Source organism: Parablastomonas sp. CN1-191 (assembly GCF_049354825.1).
Lineage (GTDB): Bacteria > Pseudomonadota > Alphaproteobacteria > Sphingomonadales > Sphingomonadaceae > Novosphingobium.
Map to the genome: position 1 here is coordinate 510762 of NZ_CP186480.1, position 19543 is coordinate 530304.

The 19543-nt window shown below is 69.3% G+C and carries 17 protein-coding genes; 11 read left to right on the plus strand and 6 right to left on the minus strand.

Going from position 1 to position 19543, the window contains the following annotated elements:
• Nucleotides 1–42: 42 nt before the first annotated feature.
• Together ACOYW6_RS02580 and ACOYW6_RS02585 are read right to left on the minus strand one after the other, a co-directional pair.
• Nucleotides 43–1092, minus strand: a complete 1050-nt coding sequence (locus ACOYW6_RS02580) for a hypothetical protein (RefSeq protein ID WP_423142257.1) — start codon at nt 1090–1092, stop codon at nt 43–45.
• 75 nt (nt 1093–1167) lie between these two features.
• Nucleotides 1168–2079, minus strand: a complete 912-nt coding sequence (locus ACOYW6_RS02585; protein ID WP_423142258.1) for an SDR family NAD(P)-dependent oxidoreductase — start codon at nt 2077–2079, stop codon at nt 1168–1170.
• A 197-nt stretch (nt 2080–2276) separates the two neighbouring features.
• Between ACOYW6_RS02585 and glmU the strand changes: the two genes are divergently transcribed.
• On the plus strand, nt 2277–3635 hold the full coding sequence (gene glmU, locus ACOYW6_RS02590) for a bifunctional UDP-N-acetylglucosamine diphosphorylase/glucosamine-1-phosphate N-acetyltransferase GlmU (protein ID WP_423142259.1): 1359 nt from the start codon (nt 2277–2279) through the stop codon (nt 3633–3635).
• Nucleotides 3636–3667: 32 nt separating this feature from the next.
• Nucleotides 3668–5491 carry a glutamine--fructose-6-phosphate transaminase (isomerizing) gene (gene glmS / locus ACOYW6_RS02595; RefSeq protein WP_423142260.1) on the plus strand — a complete coding sequence of 608 codons (1824 nt, stop codon included), beginning with the start codon at nt 3668–3670 and terminating at the stop codon, nt 5489–5491.
• 1 nt (nt 5492) lies between these two features.
• Here glmS and ACOYW6_RS02600 read toward each other — a convergent pair whose 3' ends face one another.
• Nucleotides 5493–6917, minus strand: coding sequence for a glutamate ligase domain-containing protein (locus tag ACOYW6_RS02600; RefSeq protein WP_423142261.1), 1425 nt, complete (start codon nt 6915–6917; stop codon nt 5493–5495).
• A 55-nt stretch (nt 6918–6972) separates the two neighbouring features.
• Here ACOYW6_RS02600 and ACOYW6_RS02605 point away from each other — a divergent pair, with 55 nt between their 5' ends.
• The 4 genes from ACOYW6_RS02605 (at nt 6973) to dnaN (ending at nt 10791) form a co-directional block, all read left to right on the plus strand.
• Nucleotides 6973–7797: an LD-carboxypeptidase gene (locus ACOYW6_RS02605; protein WP_423142262.1), complete on the plus strand. Its 825-nt coding sequence runs from the start codon at nt 6973–6975 to the stop codon at nt 7795–7797.
• Between the two features lie 34 nt (nt 7798–7831).
• Complete coding sequence (gene fabD / locus ACOYW6_RS02610) at nt 7832–8767, plus strand: ACP S-malonyltransferase (RefSeq protein ID WP_423142263.1); 936 nt, start codon at nt 7832–7834, stop codon at nt 8765–8767.
• Nucleotides 8768–8769: 2 nt separating this feature from the next.
• A complete protein-coding gene (fabG, locus tag ACOYW6_RS02615; RefSeq protein WP_423142264.1) occupies nt 8770–9531 on the plus strand; it encodes a 3-oxoacyl-[acyl-carrier-protein] reductase in 762 nt (253 codons plus the stop codon).
• Between the two features lie 141 nt (nt 9532–9672).
• A complete protein-coding gene (gene dnaN / locus ACOYW6_RS02620) occupies nt 9673–10791 on the plus strand; it encodes a DNA polymerase III subunit beta (protein ID WP_423142265.1) in 1119 nt (372 codons plus the stop codon).
• A gap of 10 nt (nt 10792–10801) precedes the next feature.
• Here the strand turns inward: dnaN and ACOYW6_RS02625 are convergent, their stop codons facing one another.
• On the minus strand, nt 10802–12256 hold the full coding sequence (locus ACOYW6_RS02625) for a hypothetical protein (RefSeq protein WP_423142266.1): 1455 nt from the start codon (nt 12254–12256) through the stop codon (nt 10802–10804).
• A 105-nt stretch (nt 12257–12361) separates the two neighbouring features.
• On the opposite strand from ACOYW6_RS02625, the gene ACOYW6_RS02630 reads away from it, so the two are divergent.
• A complete protein-coding gene (locus ACOYW6_RS02630; RefSeq protein ID WP_423142267.1) occupies nt 12362–13408 on the plus strand; it encodes an acyltransferase family protein in 1047 nt (348 codons plus the stop codon).
• A 6-nt stretch (nt 13409–13414) separates the two neighbouring features.
• Here the strand turns inward: ACOYW6_RS02630 and ACOYW6_RS02635 are convergent, their stop codons facing one another.
• Entirely contained in the window at nt 13415–13687 is a 273-nt protein-coding gene (locus ACOYW6_RS02635; RefSeq protein WP_423142268.1) for an acyl carrier protein, read from the minus strand.
• A gap of 99 nt (nt 13688–13786) precedes the next feature.
• Here ACOYW6_RS02635 and ACOYW6_RS02640 point away from each other — a divergent pair, with 99 nt between their 5' ends.
• The 4 genes from ACOYW6_RS02640 (at nt 13787) to ACOYW6_RS02655 (ending at nt 18765) form a co-directional block, all read left to right on the plus strand.
• Nucleotides 13787–15298, plus strand: a complete 1512-nt coding sequence (locus ACOYW6_RS02640; protein ID WP_423142269.1) for an acyl-CoA ligase (AMP-forming), exosortase A system-associated — start codon at nt 13787–13789, stop codon at nt 15296–15298.
• Nucleotides 15295–16530, plus strand: coding sequence for a pyridoxal-dependent decarboxylase, exosortase A system-associated (locus tag ACOYW6_RS02645; protein WP_423142270.1), 1236 nt, complete (start codon nt 15295–15297; stop codon nt 16528–16530). The genes ACOYW6_RS02640 and ACOYW6_RS02645 overlap by 4 nt, the downstream gene beginning before the upstream one ends.
• A 70-nt stretch (nt 16531–16600) precedes the next feature.
• The gene (locus tag ACOYW6_RS02650; RefSeq protein ID WP_423142271.1) at nt 16601–17461 is read left to right on the plus strand and encodes an AAA family ATPase; all 861 of its coding nucleotides are present in this window, start codon (nt 16601–16603) and stop codon (nt 17459–17461) included.
• Between the two features lie 323 nt (nt 17462–17784).
• A complete protein-coding gene (locus ACOYW6_RS02655) occupies nt 17785–18765 on the plus strand; it encodes a crotonase/enoyl-CoA hydratase family protein (protein ID WP_423142272.1) in 981 nt (326 codons plus the stop codon).
• A 1-nt stretch (nt 18766) separates the two neighbouring features.
• Here ACOYW6_RS02655 and ACOYW6_RS02660 read toward each other — a convergent pair whose 3' ends face one another.
• Nucleotides 18767–19465: a pirin family protein gene (locus ACOYW6_RS02660; protein ID WP_423142273.1), complete on the minus strand. Its 699-nt coding sequence runs from the start codon at nt 19463–19465 to the stop codon at nt 18767–18769.
• Between the last annotated feature and the right edge of the window lie 78 nt (nt 19466–19543).

Sequence of the window (19543 nt, forward strand, 5' to 3'; positions counted from 1 at the left end):
GAGGGAAGCAGGGCACCATGGCCCCGCTTCCCTGCATTACCGTCAGGCTATCGCCAGTCGCGGCTCGGGCAGGCGGGCCTGCACGCCGACGGGAAGCTGCGTGACGATCGCGGCGCGGATCGTGCTCCAGAACGCCGACAGCATCAGCAGCGCGCTGCCTATAACCAGGCCGGTGATCGCGAAGTTCAATTCGACCATGCCGAATTGGCGGAACAGCCAGGTCATCGAGATCAGCACATAGGCCAGCGCCGATACGAGGAGCGCCCGGCGATCGACCGCCAGTGCCACAAGGCCGAGCAGCGCGTAAATTGCCAGCACCCCTGCTGCAGACAGCACGGTGACGTTGGCCCCGTCGGTCACCCCCAGCCAGTTGAACAGCGGGTGTGCGATCATCGGCGCGGCCAGCAGATGCAACCAGAACGCGACGTCGCTGCGCCGGGTCTCGCGCGCGCGATCGGAAATATCCCACCGCATCGCCAGCGCGAACACCGCGATGCCGGCGGCAAAAACCAGCGGCAGCAGCACGCGTTCGGCACCGTCGCCCGTGGCGGGCGCCACCGCCGCTATGATCAGCGCGACAACCGTGGCGGCCGCGGCCGCGGCACCGGCGGCCACCGTGATCGGCACCATGAAGCGGCGCCAGTGGATCCAGGCTGCGGCCGCGCCGAGGATGGCGATTCCCGCACCGATCAGCGCACCCGTCCGGTTGGACGGGTCCATCTGCGATTCCGCCAGGATATTGATCGGCACTGCGATGACACCGCCGACAAAGGCCAGCATCAGCACGATCGAGGGCAGCGCCATGCGGCGCTGGCGGGTGAAGTATTCGGCCATGCCCCAAGCCGCGCCCGCGACCAGCAGCCCCGCCACGCCCGGCGCCACCGCGGCGCCGATGCCGGCACAGGCGCCGAGCATGAGCAACGCCGCGATGGTGACGAAGATATCGTTGAAACCGCTGAGAAGGCGGAAGTGCTCTTCATCGGCGACCGGCGCCTGCCGCAGGCCCAGGGCATGCGCGTGAAGCCCCTCGGCCGCGTCGCGGCTCAGCACGCCGGCGGCGACCGCGGACTCTATGTCTGCTTGCGAATACATGGACATTCTCCCCTGTCGATCGGGGGAGAATGCCCAAAGTGTATTAGCGCGTCAATACAGTAAGGCGCCCTGCGCCTAGTCTTGCGCCAGCTTGCCCAGCGCCTGCATGACGACCTGCGACTGCTCGGCGCCGGACTGGGGGACGATCTCGCCGGTCCGGTCGGTAATCTCTGCCCAGTGCGCGGCGATTCCCTCGGGCGTGCGCTCGGCCGGGGGCAGCGCGATGCCGGGAGTCAGGGTAACGTAGGCGGCGTGGTAGGCGCCGGCACCTGCACCGGCGATCACGTTGGTGGGCGCGTCCTCGCTTACCAGGAACAGCGCCATCGGGGCGACGTTCTCGGGCGCTAGGGCGTGGAAGAACGCCTCCGGCATGCCCAGGTCTTCGGTCATGCGCGTGCCCGCGACCGGGGCCAGCGTGTTGACGCGTACGTTGTACTTCGCGCCTTCCAGCGCCAGCGTCTTGGTCAGGCCGGCCAGGCCCAGCTTGGCGGCGCCGTAGTTGGACTGGCCGAAATTGCCGAACAGTCCGGTCGACGACGCGGTCATCAGGATGCGGCCATAGTTCTGTTCGCGCATCAGGTCCCACACCGCCTTGGTGCAATTGGCCGAGCCCATCAGGTGGACCTGCACGACGAGGTCGAAGTCCTCCATGGTCATTTTCACGAACGTGCGGTCGCGCAGGATGCCGGCGTTGTTGATGAGGACGTGGACGCCGCCCCATTTTTCCTTCGCCTTCGCGACCATTTCTTCCATCTGGGCAAACTCGGTCACGCTGCCGCCGTTGGCCATCGCCTCGCCGCCGGCGGCCCGGATTTCCTCAACCACCTTGAGCGCGGCGTCCGAATGGCCGGTGCCGTCGCGCGATGCGCCCAGGTCGTTGACGACCACCTTGGCGCCGCGCTTGCCGAGTTCGAGCGCGTAGGCGCGCCCCAGCCCGCCGCCGGCGCCGGTGACGATCGCGACGCGGTCCTTGAACGAAATGGTCATGTCAGTCTCTCCGTCTTGGCTGCCGTCCCGGGGAGGGGGAATAGGGCCGCGATGGCACGGCGCGGCGCGGGTTTCAACCGCCCCGGCCGGAGCGCCGCTTGCCGTAGCGGCAATGGGCGCCGGGGCGAATCGGTCCCGCGACCAAGGGCGACAAAGAGCCGGTGGAAAGCGCCGCGATTTGCTGCCATGGCGCGCGGATGATGGAACGTGACCTCGCGATCGTCGTCCTTGCCGCGGGCAAGGGCACGCGCATGAAAAGCGACTTGCACAAGGTGCTGCACCCGATCGCCGGCCAACCGATGGTCGAGCATCTGCTGGCCAGCGCGGCACAGCTTTCGCCCGCGCGCCAGGCGGTCGTCGTCGGTTCGGGCCGCGAACAACTCGAAGCAGCGTTGGGCGGGCGCGCGGCGATCGTCGTGCAGGAGCCACAGCTTGGCACCGGGCACGCGGTTCTCCAGGCCGAAAGCGCGCTGGCCGGCTTCGACGGCGATGTGCTGGTCCTCTACGGGGACGTCCCGTTCGTGCGCGCCGCGACGATGCGCGCGATGGTGGAGCGGCTCCATGCGCCCGATAGCCCGGCCGTGGTGGTCCTGGGCTTCGAACCCGCGGACACGCTGCAATACGGCCGGGTGCTGGCGCACGAGGACGGCCGCATCGCCAAGATGGTCGAGCACAAGGACGCGACGGACGATGAGCGCGCCTGCCGGCTGTGCAATTCCGGGCTGATGGCGGCCCGTGCCAGCGACCTTTTCGCCTTGCTGCACGATGTCGGCAACGCCAACGCGGCGGGCGAATACTACCTCGTCGACGTGGTCAACATCGCCAATGCGCAGGGCCGCAGCAGCGCGGTGGTTGTAACGGACCGGTCGGACGAAGTCGTCGGCATCAATAGCCGGGCCGAGCTGGCCGAGGCCGAGGCGCAGTGGCAAGCCTTCCGGCGCACCGAGGCGATGGACGCGGGCGTAACGCTGCGTGCCCCCGACACCGTCTTCTTCAGCTTCGACACTGACCTGGGCCGGGACGTGACGGTGGAGCAGAACGTGGTTTTCGGGCCGGGCGTCACTGTGGCCGACGGTGCGACGATCAGGGCATTTTCCCATCTCGAGGGGGCGCGCGTCGGCGCCGGCTGCCAAGTCGGGCCTTACGCCCGGCTGCGGCCCGGCGCGGTGCTTGAAGCCAAGGCCCGCGTCGGCAATTTCGTCGAAATCAAGAACGCGGTGATGGGGGTTGGCGCCAAGGCCAATCATCTGGCCTACGTCGGCGACGCCGATGTCGGTGCGGGCGCCAACATCGGCGCGGGTACGATCACCTGCAATTACGACGGCTATTTCAAGCACCGCACCATCATCGGAGAGCGTGCCTTTATCGGTTCGAACAGTGCGCTGGTGGCGCCCGTTCGCATCGGCGCCGACGCCATCGTCGCTGCCGGCAGCGCAGTCAGCCGCGATGTCGGCGAGGGAGAACTGCGGATGGTGCGCGCCGAACAGCTGGTGAAACCGGGCTGGGCCGATCGCTTTCACGATGCCATGAAAAAGAAAAAGGGCTTAAAGGCCTGATTTCGCTACCCTAACGAAAGTACAGCGCTGCCATGTGCGGAATTATCGGAATTGTCGGCACCGCGCCCGTCGCCCCCCGGTTGGTCGAAGGGCTGCGGCGCATGGAGTATCGCGGCTATGATAGCGCGGGGGTCTGCACGATCGATCATGGCGAACTGATCCGCCGCCGCGCGCCTGGCAAGCTGATGAACCTGGTGGCCGAGCTGGAGGTTCACCCGGCGCCCGGCCACACCGGCATCGCCCACACCCGCTGGGCCACGCACGGTGCCCCGACCGCGGCCAATGCGCACCCCCATGCCACCGGCGAGCTGGCATTGGTCCATAACGGCATCATCGAGAATTTCCGCCAGCTCAAGGAAGGATTGACCGCCCGCGGCCGAACTTTCGAGAGCGAAACCGATACCGAGGTCGTCGCTCATCTCCTTTCGGAACGGGTCGAGGCCGGCGAAAGCCCGGAGGCTGCCGTCGCCGCCGTATTGCCGCAGCTGCGCGGCGCCTTCGCGCTGGCGATCGCGTTCCGCCAGTTCCCCGACATGCTGATCGGCGCCCGGCTGGGATCGCCCTTGGTGGTAGGCTACGGCGAGGGCGAGACCTATCTCGGCTCCGACGCGCTGGCGCTGGCGCCCCTGACCCAGCGGATCACTTATCTCGAGGAAGGGGACTGGGTGATCATCACGCGCGACGGCGCACAGATCCGCGACGCCGACAACAACCCCGTCGCGCGTGAAATCGTCACCTCGGGCGCGTCGGCCATCGCCACCGAGAAGGGCAATTATCGCCACTTCATGCAGAAGGAGATCTTCGAGCAGCCCACCGTCGTCGCCCAGACGCTGCACAGTTACGTGCGCCAGGGCGATCAGTCGGTGGCGCTGCCGCAATTCGATTTCGACCTGTCCGCGATACGCCGCGTCACCATCGTCGCCTGCGGGACCAGCTATTACGCCGGGATGGTCGCGAAATACTGGTTCGAGCAGTTCGCGCGCGTGCCGGTGGACATCGATTTCGCATCCGAGTTTCGCTACCGCGAGCCGGTGCTTGAGCCGGGCGGGCTGGCCCTGTTCATCTCGCAATCGGGCGAAACCGCGGACACGCTGGCGGCGCTGCGGCACTGCAAGGCGGAAGGCCAGACCATCGCGGTCGTCGTCAACGTGCCGACCAGTTCGATGGCGCGCGAGGCCGACCTGCTGCTGCCGACGCACGCCGGGCCAGAGATCGGCGTCGCCTCGACCAAGGCGTTTACGTGCCAGTTGGCGGTGCTCGCCGCACTGTCGGCGCACCTGGCGGTGAAGAAGGGGCGGATGAACCGCGCCGAGGAAATCGCGGTCGTCTCGCACATGCTGCAGGTGCCCGCCGCGCTCAACGCCGCGCTCGACCACGACGAGGAAATCGCCGCCATGGCGCACCTGATCGCGCCGGCCCGCGACGTGCTGTACCTGGGCCGCGGCGCGGACTTTCCGCTCGCACTTGAAGGGGCGTTAAAACTCAAGGAAATCAGCTATATCCATGCTGAAGGTTATGCTTCGGGCGAGATGAAGCACGGCCCGATCGCGCTGATCGACGAGAGCGTGCCGGTGATCGTGCTGGCGCCGTCGGGACCGCTGTTCGAGAAGACCGTCTCCAACATGCAGGAAGTGCGCGCGCGCGGCGGCAAGATCGTGCTGATTTCCGATGCCGAGGGCCTGGCCGAAGCCGGCGACGACTGTATCGCGACCATCGAGATGCCGCGCGTGCATCCGCTCATCGCGCCGATCGTCTACGCGGTGCCGGTGCAGTTGCTGGCGTACCACGTTGCGCTGGTGAAGGGCACCGACGTCGACCAGCCGCGCAACCTGGCCAAATCCGTCACCGTCGAGTGAACTATAGCCGCGCCAGCAGTTCGCGGGCGAACTGGCTGAGCGTATCGTCGCGCGCGCCCATGACCACCACGCGGTCACCCGGGCGGGCGATGGCGGCGATGCGGTCGGCGCAGGCGGCGCGGTCGGCAATATGTTCGGCTTCGCCGCCGGCGGCGCGGATCGCGGCGGCAATCTCCGCGCTGCCGACGCTGCGATCGGTAGTGCCGCCGAAGTAGACCGGATCGCACAGCAGGGTGCGGTCCTCGCTGCCGAGCTCGGCGGCAAAGGTCTGCGCCAGTTCCGCGCCCATCTGCCGCAGCGGACCGTAGCCATGCGGCTGGAAAAACGCGATCACCCGCCCCGGATGTGCCTTGAGCGTGCGCAGCGTCGCGGCGACCTTGTCGGGGTTGTGGCCGAAATCGTCGATCACGGTCACGCCGCCTGGCGAGGCGCCGACGATGTCGAAGCGCCGGGCCAGCCCGGCATAGCCTGCCAGCGCCGCGCAGGTTTTCGCCACCGGCAAGCCGGCCGCGTCGCAGGCGGCGATCGCGGCGAGGGCATTGGCCAGGTTGTGGCGTCCCGGGACCTGGAGCGCGAGCGCATGCCGCGACTGGTCCCGGCGATCGACCACGACCGCGTCCAGGGTGGTGGCCCCTTGCGTGAAATGGTCGACGCCGATGTCGGCCGCCGGGTTGTCGATTGCGAAAGTGATCGCGCGGCGCGCTCGCGAGGCCAGTGCAAGCGATTCAACATCGTCGGCATTGATGGCGGCGGTGCCCGCGTGCGCGAGAAAGGCGCCGAACAGCTCACGCAGCTCCTCCAGCGACTTGTGGTCGAGGGTGACGTTCCCGAGCACGGCCACGGCGGGACGGTAAAGCGCGATCGAACCGTCGCTCTCGTCGACCTCGGACACGAACAGGTCGCCGCCGCCGACCCGGGCCGAGGCGAACGGCGCATCGGGGGCGACGAAGTTCTTCATCACCGCGCCGTTCATGATCGTGGGGTCGCGGCCGCAGGCGGTGAGCGCCCAGCCGATCATGCCGGTGACGGTCGACTTGCCGCTGGTGCCGCCCACGGCAATGCCGCTGCCCGCGGCGTTGAACAGGCGCGCCAAAAGATCGGCGCGGCTCATCCGTTGGCAGCCCAGTTCGGCAGCGCGGACAACCTCGGGCACCGTGTCCTCGACCGCGGCAGACGCGACCAGTCGCTGCTCGGGCGAGACGATCCCGCTGCCGTCCTGCGGGTGCAGCGCGAAGCCCAGGCTTTCCAGCCAGGCGAACTTTTCCGGCGTGCGGCCCTGGTCGCGGCTGCGGTCCGAGCCGGCGACCTGGGCGCCCAGACCGTGCAGGATCAGCGCCAGCGGAAGCATGCCCGATCCGCCGATTCCGCAGAAAAACCACGGCTGGGCGGCAAGGTCGGTGGGCTCGGCGGAAAGGGGCGCAGACATGGGAGCGGGGACTATGCGGCCTTGCGCGGCAAGACAACCTCGGTATGCCGCAGCGATGGCCCGCATCGCGATCTGCGCCCCGTCGCGCCCGATTACCCCGGACCTGGGCGACCGCGCGATCGCGCTGGCCGCGGCCCACGGGCACGAGGCGGTCGTCCACCCGCAATGCTACCTCGAGGATGGCCATTTCGCCGGCCCGGACGAGGCGCGGCTGGCGGCGTTCCTGGCCTGCGCCAACGATCCGGCGTTCGACGCGGTGTGGTTCGCGCGCGGCGGCTATGGCGCGGGCCGCATTGCCGAGGCGGCGATCGCCGGGCTGGGGCCGGCGGCGCGCAGGAAGGCCTATCTCGGCTATTCGGATGGGGGGATGATGCTGGGGGCGCTGTACCGCGCCGGCATCGGCCGGCCCGTCCACGCCCCGATGGTGGTCGACTTGCGCCGCCCCGGCGGCGGCGAGGACGCCGGCGTCCGCGCGCTGGACTGGCTGGGCGGTGCGGCGGACGGCCTCGAGCCCTCGCTCGACGAGCGGCCCACCGTCGCCTTCAACCTGACCACGCTGGCGATGCTATGCGGCACCCCGCTGATGCCCGACCTTGCCGGGCACGTCGTCCAGGTCGAGGAGATCTGCGAGCATCTCTATGCGGTCGATCGCCTGTTCAACCACGTCACCGCCCAGCTTGGCGGGATCGCCGGGATCCGGCTGGGCCGCGTCAGCGACGTGCCCGATAATGACCGGCCCTTCGGCGCCGAGCCGGAAGACATCGCGCGCGACTGGTGCAGGCGGCGGGGCATCGCCTTCCTGGGCGAAGCGATGATCGGGCACTATTCGGCCAACAGGATCGTTCCCTTCGGACTTGCCCCGCGCACCTTCGGCGCATAATCGCCGCGGTCCGTAAGCCAATTGGGAGATTGCGATGCAGGCCTTCGTCTTTCCGGGGCAAGGCAGCCAGAAGGTGGGCATGGGCGTTGAACTCGCCGCCGCCAGCGCCGCCGCCCGTGCCGTGTTCGAGGAAGTGGACGATGCGCTCGGCCAGAAGCTGTCGGCGATCATGGCCGCAGGGCCCGACGATGCCCTGATGCTGACGGAGAATGCCCAGCCCGCGATCATGGCGAACGCGATCGCGGTGCTGCGCGTACTGGAAAAGGACTGCGGCATCGTCCTGACCGACAAGGCCGATTTCGTCGCCGGGCACAGCCTGGGCGAATACAGCGCGCTGTGCGCGGCGGGTGCGTTCTCGCTGGCCGACACCGCCCGACTGCTCAAGCTGCGGGGACAAGCCATGCAGGCCGCGGTCCCGGTCGGCGTCGGCGCGATGTGCGCGCTGCTGGGTGCCGATCTCGACAAGGCGCAGGCGCTCGCCGACGCGGCGGCCGAGGGAGACGTCTGCACCGTCGCCAACGACAACGATCCCGGCCAGGTCGTGCTGTCGGGCCACAAGGGCGCGATCGAGCGCGCGGTGGCGCTTGCGAAGGACTTCGGCATCAAGCGCGGCGTGATCCTGCCGGTTTCGGCGCCGTTCCACTGCCCACTGATGGCCCCGGCCGCTGCGGCGATGGCCGAGGCGCTGGGCAGGACTCCGCCCACGCCGTTCCACATCGCGCTTTACGCCAACGTCACCGCTGCCCCGGTCACCGACCCGGCCGACGTGGCCAAGCTCCTCGTCGAGCAAGTTACCGGCCGCGTCCGCTGGCGCGAAAGCGCGATCGCGATGAAGGACGCCGGCGTGGACCGCTTCGTCGAACTGGGCGGCAAAGTGCTCGGCCCGATGATCACGCGCTCGGCCGAGGGCGCGCAGGTGACCAGCGTGGTGGCGATGGGCGACATCGAAGCCCTGGCAAAGGAGCTGTGAGCATGGACAGGCTTTTCGACCTCAGCGGCATGACCGCGCTGGTAACCGGCGCGGCCGGCGGCATCGGCAGCGCCATCAGCCACGCGCTGGCACGCCAGGGCGCCCGGCTGGCGCTGTCCGGCTCCAACCCAGCCAAGCTGCGCGCCTTTCGCGACGAGCTTAACGAGACCTATGGTCACGACCACGTCGAGATTACCTGCGATCTTTCCGATGCCGAGCAGGTCGAACGGCTGGTTCCCGCCGCGATCGACACGCTCGGCAAGCTCGACATCCTGGTGAACAATGCCGGCATCACGCGCGACAACCTGGTCATGCGGATGAAGGACGAGGATTGGGACGCGGTCATCCGCGTCAACCTCGAGGCCGCGTTCCGCCTGATGCGCGCCGCCACCCGGCCGATGATGAAGGCGCGCTTCGGCCGCATCGTCACCATCACCAGCGTCGTCGGGGCGACCGGCAATCCGGGGCAGACCAACTACGCCGCGGCCAAGGGCGGGCTGACCGCGATGACCAAGGCGCTGGCGCAGGAAGTCGCCAGCCGGGGCATCACCGCCAACTGCGTCGCGCCAGGCTTCATCCGCACCGCCATGACCGACGTGCTGCCCGACGCCCAGAAAGAGGCGCTCAACGCCCGCATACCCGCCGGCCGCATGGGCGAGGGCGCGGAAATCGGCGCCGCGGTTGCGTTCCTGGCCAGCCGCGAGGCGGCTTACGTCACCGGGCAGACGCTGCACGTCAACGGCGGCATGGCGATGCTGTCCTGATCCGCCATTTATCCCCAAATACGGGCCGGCCGGGGCCGGCCCGGCCTTGCCCCGGCAAGTCCGACCGTTAAGGATGGAGGCCGGAAATTTCCGGTGCGGATCGATTCCGGGTCCGTGCCTCTGCTTGGGGAATACAGGGCGATGAAGGCCACGATCGAACGCGCGACGCTGCTGCGGTGCCTGTCGCACGTCCAGTCCGTCGTCGAGCGGCGCAACACCATTCCGATCCTTTCCAACGTCCTGATCGAGGCGTCCGGCGACGGCACGCTGCGCGTGATGGCGACCGACCTGGACATCCAGGTGGTCGAAACGATGGGCGCGGTATCGGTCGACCAGCCCGGTGCGATCACGGTCTCGGCGCACTTGCTGTTCGACATTGCCCGCAAGCTTCCCGACGGCAGCCAGGTCAGCCTGGAAACCGCCGAGAACCGGATGACGGTCAAGGCCGGGCGCAGCCGGTTCTCGCTGCCGACACTGCCGCGCGACGATTTCCCCGTCATCGTCGAAGGCGACCTGCCCACCAGTTTCGAGCTTCCGGCGGCGACGCTGGCACAGTTGATCGACCGCACCCGTTTCGCGATCAGCACCGAGGAAACCCGCTACTACCTCAACGGCATCTTCCTCCACGTCTCTGACGACGAGCTGAAGGCCGCCGCCACCGACGGGCACCGCCTGGCGCGCTTCACCATCAAGCGGCCCGACGGCGCCGAGGGGATGCCCGACGTGATCGTGCCGCGCAAATGCGTGGCCGAGCTGCGCAAGCTGCTGGAGGAGGCGCTCGACGCGAGCGTCCTGATCGACTTGTCGCCCAGCAAGGTCCGCTTCACGCTGGGCGGCGAGAACGGCGTGGTCCTGACCAGCAAGCTGATCGACGGCACCTTCCCCGATTACAGCCGGGTCATCCCGACGGGCAACGACAAGCTGCTGCGGCTCGATCCCAAGTCGTTCTACCAGGGCGTCGACCGCGTCGCGACGATCGCCACCGAGAAGACCCGCGCGGTCAAGATGTCGCTCGAGCCCGACCGCGTCACGCTGTCGGTGACCAGCCCGGACAACGGCACCGCCGCCGAAGAGGTACCCGCCGATTACAAGTCGGACGGGTTCGAGATCGGCTTCAACGCCAATTACCTCAAGGACATCCTCGGCCAGATCGAGGGCGACACGGTCGAACTTCACCTGGCCGACGCCGGCGCGCCGACGCTGATCCGCCAGGACGAGAACAGCCCGGCGCTTTACGTGCTGATGCCGATGCGCGTCTGACGCCCCGGCGTCAGTCCATTTTCATCGCGCCGCCGCTGCCCAGCCGCAGCCTGGCGAACAGGGTGTAGCCCATCGGGTTCCTGCCATAGGCGCTGTCGAGCGCGGCCGGCGCGAAGAACCGCGCCGCGGTGCCGCCGAGCGACAGCGCGAAAGCGTTGCCGACCGGCAGCGTGTAGGCATAGCCCGCCTGCAGCTTGCTGACCCGGAAGGCCCGGTCGTGCAGCGGATCGGCGTGATCGGGAAACAGCTCGTCATTGGCGACGTTCTCGAACCGGCCGAACAGCGTGTGCGGCCCCGGCAGGTTCCAGTTCACTTCGCCGAGCCAGGCGGTCAGCGTATCGCCGGGCAGGCGGTTCTTGGCGGAAAAGGCGGCCATGGCAGCCAGGCCGCGGCCGGAATCGTACTGGACGCTGGCGGTCGTTCGGGCCTCGTCCTCGCCGGGGTGGAGCGCCTCTGGCTGCTTCAGGCGGCCGTGGCTGACCTGCATCGCCCAGTTTTCGCTCGGCAGGAAGGTGGCGCGCACGCTCCAGCTGTCGAGGCGCGGGGTCTCGATGTCCCAGCGATATTCGTCGGGTTCGCGGCCGCGAAAGCCCGACGCCTCGAGCTGCCAGGCCTTGCCGGCCAGCCCGGCGGTCACCACCCCGTACGTGATGTGGGTGGAATCGAACCAGTGGTGCGTGATCGGCGCCTCGGGATTCAACTGCGCCGAGCCGCGGTGCATGAACGCCGACGGGCCCAGGGCCGGTTCGCCGACCGGGCCGCCGTAAAGGAAGGCGGCGATGCCCGGGGCGATGTCCTTGTCGACCCGCGCGGCCAGCTCCATGAAAAGGTCGTGCGGGTGCTGGCGATCGACCAGCGGGGCGCCGCCTGCAGTCTCGCCCGTGGCGAACAGGTTGGGATAGCCGCGCGCGCTCATCAGCGGCTCGGCGCTGAGCATCGTGCGCAGTTGCACGCGGCCGCCGGTGAACGGCTTTTCGACCATCAGCATCGCCATCGACTGTGCGTAGAGACCGTGGCCGCCGCGCGGTCCGCGCTGATCGGTGTAGACGCCCCACACGAAGCCATGCGCCATCGCCATCCAGTCATCGCCCAGCGGGATATGAAGGCCCGGCATCATGCCCTCGGCAGCGGGAAGGCGGGCGGTGCCCGAACCTTCGGCCCGGCCGGCCGACGCATGGTCCATCGCCATGCCGTGATCCATCGCCATGCCGTGGTCCATCGCGGCATCCATCGCGTGATCCATGTCCGCGGGCATCGGGTGGTCGCCCGGCGCGCCGGCCTGCATCGCGCCCATCGACCCCATGTCCATGTGCTGGTGATCCATCGGCGCCGGCTGTGCCGCCGGCGGCGCGGCTGGCTGGGCCGCGGGCGCAGCAGTGCCGTGGCCGGCGTGGTCCTGGGCCAGCGCGGGTGCGGCCAGCGAGGTAGCGACCGCGGCCAGCGCGGTCCCGAGCATGATGTTCATCCCGGGCCTTTAGGCTGCCGTGCGGGGCGCGGACAACCGCTTTGCGCCCATCCGCGCCGGGCCCGCGAAAACAAGTGTTAACCACTTTGCGGCTAGCCGGGAGACATGGAGCGGGGCGGACGCTATCTCGGACTGGACGGGCTGCGCGGTGTCGCCGCGATCATGGTCGTCTTGTACCATTGCAAGATCGTCGCGCTGCACGGTTACCTTTCGGTCGACCTGTTCTTCCTGATGTCTGGGCTGGTGATCGCCAGCACGTACGAACCGCGTTTTGCGCGCGGCGCCATCGGCCTGCGCGCCTACATGGCGCAGCGCGCGGCGCGGCTCTATCCGATGCTTTTCCTGGGCGGCGTGCTGGGCCTGGTCTTCGTCACCGCTGGCCTGGTGGCCTACCGCCCGCAGGACGAAGCCGACCTTCTCATGGCCACGATCGGCCAGTTCACGCTGATCCCGTTCCTGGCCTTTGCGGCAGTGCCGTTCCCGCTCAACAACCCGCAGTGGACGGTGGTGTGGGAACTGATCGCCAATGCCGCCCATGCAACGGGCCTGTGGCGGGTGAAGGCGCGGGGGCTGGTGCCGATCGTGGGCATCGCGGCGGTCGTGCTACTCTATTACGGCGCCACCGAGTGGTCGCTGTGCCGCGGCATTTCGCCCGATACGCTGCCCGCCGGGCTGGCGCGCTGCGCGTTCGGGTTCTTTGGCGGGGTGCTGCTGTACCGCACGCGGGAGAGCTGGCAGCCAAGAATGCCGCGGGTGCATTTCGCGCTGCCGGCGATGCTGCTGGCGCTGGTCACTTCGATGCCGCCGTCGCTGGTGCCGCCGGGGCTGGGCTTCGGACTGTACGACGTCTTCCTGGTCGTCTTCGTGTTCCCGCCGCTGGTCATGCTGGCGGCGCAGGCCCGCGCCGGCAGCGGCGCCGAAGCGCTTGGGCAGATGTCGTACCCGCTCTATGCGCTCAGCGAGCCGGTCATCTTCTGGCTGTTCGAGCGCGGATCGAGCCAGAACACGATGATCGCCGGGACGGCCGCGATGTGCGCGGCGAGCTGGGCGATGGGACGTTGGGTGGATGCCCCGCTCAATGCCCTGCGGCACGCGCGGCGGCGGGCGCGCCAGGTCGAGGCAGCGCCTGCAGGCGTGCTGCAGGCCGCCTGATCGGGGTCAGGACTCCGCGCCGGCCGCCACCTTGGCCTCCGCAAACGCTAGCAGCGCGCCATAGGTCTCCAGCATCTCGCCATCGACCTCGTCGTCGTCGATGACGATCCCCAGGCGGTCTTCCATTTCGGTCAGCAGCCCTGCGACCGCCATCGAATCGAGCTCGGGCAAGTCGCCGAACAGGCCGGTGTCCGCGTCGAACCCGGCGACCCGGTCTGCGTCCAGGCCCAGGACTTCGGCCAAGATGGCGCGCAGCTTCGCGTCGGTGTGGTCGGTCATGCGGCGCTTTCCCCGTGCTGCGGTGCAGCGCGCCTTAACCGCGCGGCCACGGGGCTTCAAGTGCCCGCCGCGCCGTGATAGCGCGGTCCGGACGCGCCGATGCCAGATCCCACGCCTCTGCCCGCGGCCCGGCCGCATCCGATCGACCACGTGGCGATGCGCGGCGCGCCCGGCGACCCCGCGCTGGTGCTGCGCGCCGAAACGCTGACGTTCGCCGCCCTCGAAGACCGCGTCGCGCGGCTCGCCGGCTGGCTGGCGGCACAAGGGTTCGAGCGCGGCGCACGCATAGCCAGTTGGGCGGGCAAGGGCGCGCTGACCTGCCTGTTGCCGCTGGCCGCGCCGCGCGCCGGGCTGGTCCACGTACCGGTCAACCCGGCGCTGAAACACCTGCAGGTCGCGCATATCCTGGCCGATAGCGGCGCGGTGCTGCTCGCCGGCACGGCTGCACGGCTGCAGACGCTGGCGCCTGCGGACACGCCCGCGGCCTGCCGGACGATCGGCGAGCGCGACCTGATGACCGCGGCGGCCGAGGCCCCGCCGCTGCCCCCGTCCGCCGCCGCGCCGGACGATCTCGCCGCGATCCTTTATACCAGCGGTTCGACCGGCCGGCCCAAGGGGGTCATGCTCAGCCACGCGAACCTCTGGCTCGGCGCCGAGAGCGTCGCCGGCTATCTCGAACTGGCGCCGTCCGACCGGACCCTGGCGGTCCTGCCGCTGGCGTTCGATTATGGCCAGAACCAGCTGCTTTCCACCTGGTTCGCGGGCGCGGCGGTGGTGCCGCTCGATTACCTGTCGGCGCGCGACGTCATCAAGGCGGCGGCGCGCGAGGGGATCACCACGCTGGCCGGCGTGCCGCCGCTGTGGTGGCAACTGGTCGACGCGGCGTGGCCTGCCGGGGCCGCGAACCGCCTGCTGCGCCTCACCAATAGCGGCGGCGCGCTGACCGAACCCCTGGTCCGCCGGATGCGCGCGACGTTTCCGCGGGCGCGCGTCTTCGCGATGTACGGCCTGACCGAGGCGTTTCGCTCTACCTACCTCGATCCCGCCCTGATCGACGCCCATCCGACTTCGATCGGCCGCGCGATTCCCCACGCCGAGATCCTTGTCGTCGGCGACAACGGCGAGGATGCCGAGGAGGGCGAGCTGGTCCACGCCGGGCCACTGGTGGCGCACGGGTACTGGCGCGATCCGGTGCGCGCGGCCGAACGGTTTCGTCCCGCGCCGACCGCGTCCCGCTACGGCGGCATGGCGGTATGGTCTGGCGACCGGGTGCGGCGCGACGCCGACGGTCTGCTCCATTTCGTCGGCCGCCGGGACGCGATGATCAAGACCGCCGGCAACCGGGTCAGTCCGCATGAGGTGGAGGAGGCCGCCGTCGCCAGCGGCCTTGCCAGCGAGGCGGCGGCGCTGGGCGTTCCGGACGAGCGGCTTGGCCAGGCGATCCACCTGGTCGTGCGCGGTTCGGGCGACACGGCCGCGCTGAAGCGCAGCCTGCTGGAGACGCTGCCCACTTTCATGCAGCCGCGCAGCATAGAGTGGCGCGCGGCCCTGCCGACCGGACCCAACGGCAAGATCGATCGCCAGGCGCTGGCGCGGGAGGTGATGACGTGAAGCCATTGGGGCCGATCCCGCCCGGCTACGCCGGTCCCGGCGGTGCGCTGGCGGTGGCCGGCCACGATGCCGAGGCGCTGGTCGCGATGGCGGGCGATACTCCGGCCTTCGTCTATTCGCTTGACTACGTGCGCGCGCGCATAGCCGCGCTGCGCAGCGCGCTGCCCAATGGCGTCGAAATCCATTATGCCATCAAGGCCAATCCGTTGCCGGCACTTGTTGAGAACATGATCGAACTGGTCGACGGGTTCGATGTGGCCTCGGGCGGCGAACTGGCGCGGTTAGGCGACCTCGGCATAGAGGGAGGCCGCATCAGCTTTGCCGGGCCGGGCAAGCGCGACGACGAGCTTGCCGCCGCGATTCGCGCCGGGGTGACGCTGAACTGCGAGTCCGAAGGCGAGGTCGGGCGAGCGCTGGCGCAGGGCGCCGCGCTGGCCACGCGCCCGCAATTGGCGATCCGCGTCAACCCGCCGTTCGATCTCAAGGGCTCGGGCATGAAGATGGGCGGCGGCGCGCGCCCTTTCGGCGTCGATGCCGATCGCGTCCCGGCGCTGGCCCGGCATATTCTTGCCGCGGGCGCGGACTGGCGCGGCCTGCATATCTTCGCGGGCAGCCAGTCGCTTGACAGCGCGGCCATAATCGCCGCGCAGCGCGCGACCGTCGCGCTGGCGGGCGAGCTTGCCGAGGCGATCGGCACGCCGCCGCCAGCCTGCAACCTGGGGGGCGGGTTCGGCATCCCCTATTTCGCCGGCGACACACCGATCGACCTTGCCGCCATCGGCGGCGCGCTGGCGCAGGCGCTGGCGCAGCGGCCCGCCAGCCTTGCGGGGACGCGGTTCTGCATTGAGCTCGGCCGCTACATCGTGGGCGAGGCGGGGGTTTACCTGACCCGCGTGGTCGACCGAAAGGAAAGTCACGGCGCCACCTTCCTGGTCGTTGACGGCGGCATGCACCACCAGCTGGCCGCCAGCGGCAATTTCGGCACCGTGGTGCGGCGCAATTACCCCGTCGCGGTGGCCGCCAGGATGTGCGCGCCGGGCGAGGAGGAGGAAGTCAGCGTCGTCGGCTGCCTGTGCACCCCGCTCGACCGGCTGGCCGACAGCGCGTTGCTGCCGCGGGCCGATGTTGGCGACCTGATCGCGGTTTTCTGCGCCGGCGCCTATGGTGCCAGCGCCAGCCCGGCGGCGTTCCTCGGCCATCCGCCCGCGCGCGAGATCGTGGTCGGCAGCTAACCTAATCTTCACCCTGCGCCCGTTAATCTGCGCGCTTTCCGGGCCATGACCGCAGGGGGCGGGCAGCAGCATGATTCACGATCCCGTTGCGGGCCATTTCCGCAGCCGCGGCGAAGACGCCGCGCTGGCGCAAGTTGCGCTGCTGCTGACCGATGAGCGGGCGATGTTCGCGCTGACTGCGCCTGCGGGGGCCGGCAAGACCGCCTTCCTGGCGCGCCTGACCGCAACGGTGAGCGACCGCGAGGGGTTCGCCGTCATCGACGCGGCCGATAGCGACGGCACCCCCCTGACCGAGCGCGTCGCACGGGCATTTCGCCACGCTAACCCGGTGCACTTCGAAACTGCGATGGCTCGCCGGGCCGAAGCCGGGCTGGGCGCCCTGCTGGCCCTCGACGGGGCCGAATGGCTCGATGACGGGGAACGCGGCGCGCTCGAACAACTGGTCGCTGCCTGTCCGGCGCTGCGCATCCTGCTGATCGGCAGGCCGGTTTCGGCGCTTGGCCCTTACCAGGCCGCGGTCCTGGCGCCGCTCGCCGCCAGCGAGGTCGCGCCGTTCCTGGCCAGGGCCCTGGGGCAAGGCGGGCCGACATTCGACCAGCGGGTCTTCACGCGCCTGCACGCCTTAGGCGAGGGGCGGCCGGGTGCGGTGCTGGCGCTGGCGCGGCGCGTCGTGGCTCTGGCCCATGCAACCGGGCGCGCCCGCGTCGACTGCGGGATGCTCGACGCGGTCCTCCTCCCGGCCGCGCCACAAGTCGCCTCCGCCGAGCCATTGGCGCGTCCGGAGCCGCTGGCGAATCCGGACTTTGCGGCGCTGAATGAGCGGATCGACCGGCTCGAGGAGCGGGTCATCGAGCAGGAACAGACCGTTCGTCATGCGCTGACGATGCTGATCGAATGGATCGAGGACGGCGCGCGGCGAGCCGCCGCCTGACGAATCGCCCGGTGTGGCCGCAAGTCCACACTCCGGCCCTGCCGCCCGGGCGCGCACGCCGGCCGCGTAAGCGCCGCATGGGCTCGGTCCGCAGGCCGCGACCCGACAAACCGTTTTACGATTCGGCGCAACTGCGCGGCTATGCCCGTCAGCGGCAGAAATCCGGTCACCAATCCTGTCGCTGATTCAATTCGGGACAGCGTTAACCATCGAGTCCGGAAAAATTCCTTTGCACGGGGACTCCCACGGCCGCTAAATTCCTAACGTCGCATACGAAACGTCACGGTGTCGGTTGCGGCGGGTTGCAAGCGGGGGACATGACAATGGATCGGCTCGCGCACGATCTCGCCAATCGGGACACTGACACCGGGGGCACCGCGCCCGAAGACATCCACGGCGATGTGCCGGCGCTGTTCTTCGGCAGCCCAGGATCGGCCGCGGAGGACGCCTCGCTCCGGCTCGCGATCCCTGCGGACCTTCTCGCCCTGCCGGAACTGGACGTGCTTTACGACGGCGCGACCGCGGCGCTGTGGACGTTCATGCGCCCCACCGGTCGGCCCAGCTTCACGCCGACGATGCTGGGCGATTTCGTCCGCTGGCAGGACCTGATCGGCAATCACTTCGGACCCGGCAAAGTGCCGCTCAATTACCTGGTGCTGGGCAGCCGCGCCCCGGGCGTGTTCTGCTTCGGCGGCGATCTGGAACTGTTCGCGGCGCTGATCCGCGCCCGCGACCGCGCCGGCCTGGCTGCTTACGGCCACCGCTGCGTCGAAATCCTGCACAAGAACATGGCCGCGCTCGACATCCCGATGCTGACTGTCGGCCTGGTGCAGGGGCAGGCGCTGGGCGGCGGGTTCGAGGCGCTGCTGTCGTTCGATGTCATCATTGCCGAGCGCGGCAGCACGTTCGGCTTGCCCGAAATCATGTTCGGGCTGTTCCCCGGCATGGGCGCGCACGCGATCCTGGCCCGCAAGCTGGGCACCGCGCTGGCCGACCGGCTGATCCTGTCGAACGAGACCTTCACTGCAGAAGCGATGCACGCGATGGGCATCGTCCACCACCTTGCCGAACCTGGCGAGGGCGTGGCCGCTGTCCGCGACTTCATGGCCAAGTCGCAGAGGCGCCATTCGGGCATGGTGGCGGCCAAGGCGGCAATGCGCCGTGCCGCGCCGCTGGCGCTGGACGAGCTGCGGGACATCGTTGACTTGTGGGCCGACGCGGCGCTGCGCCTCAGCCCGCAGGACCTCAAGCTGATGCAGCGCCTGGCGGGCGCGCAGGCGCGCCTCGCCAGGGCCGCGGCCTGACCTAGAGAGTATCGACCAGAACGATCTCTGCGTCGTCGATCGCTTCCACCACGACCGTTTCTTCATGGTGGATCGCCACCCCGTCACGCGGGCTGACTTCGTGCCCGTTGACGCGGATGCGCCCCACCGGGGCGACCAGGTACTGATGCCGCCCGGGACCGGAGGACCACGTCGCGCTGGCGCCCGCCGCCAGCGTCGCCGCGGCGACCTTGGCATCGACGCGGATCGGCAGAGCGTCGTCATGCTCTGGCGTGCCGCTGGCCAGGATCTCGAATTTGCCGGCGCGATCGCCGCGCGGGAACGCGCGCTGGCCCCATGACGGCGCGGCGCCGGCATGATCGGGCACGATCCAGATCTGGAACAGCGTCGTCGACTCGTCCTCGAGGTTGTATTCGGCGTGCGTGATGCCGGATCCCGCGCTCATCACCTGGACGTCGCCGGCGCCGGTGCGGCCCTCGTTGCCAAGGCTGTCGCGGTGCGTGATCGCGCCTTCGCGCACGAAGGTCACGATCTCCATGTCGCGGTGCGGATGGGGCGGAAAGCCGGTCTTGGCGGCGATGGTATCGTCGTTCCAGACGCGGATGCGGCCCCAGCTCATCCGGTCCGGGTCGTGATAGTCGGCAAAGCTGAAATGGTGGCGTGCGTTCAGCCAGCCGTGGTCGGCGTGGCCCAGGCTGGCAAAGGGACGGATCTCGATCATGGGGACGTCTCACCTCGGCGGGGTGTTGCCGCCGGTATCCGCGTTATGTGGGGACCCGGCGGGCGGGTGCAACCCCGC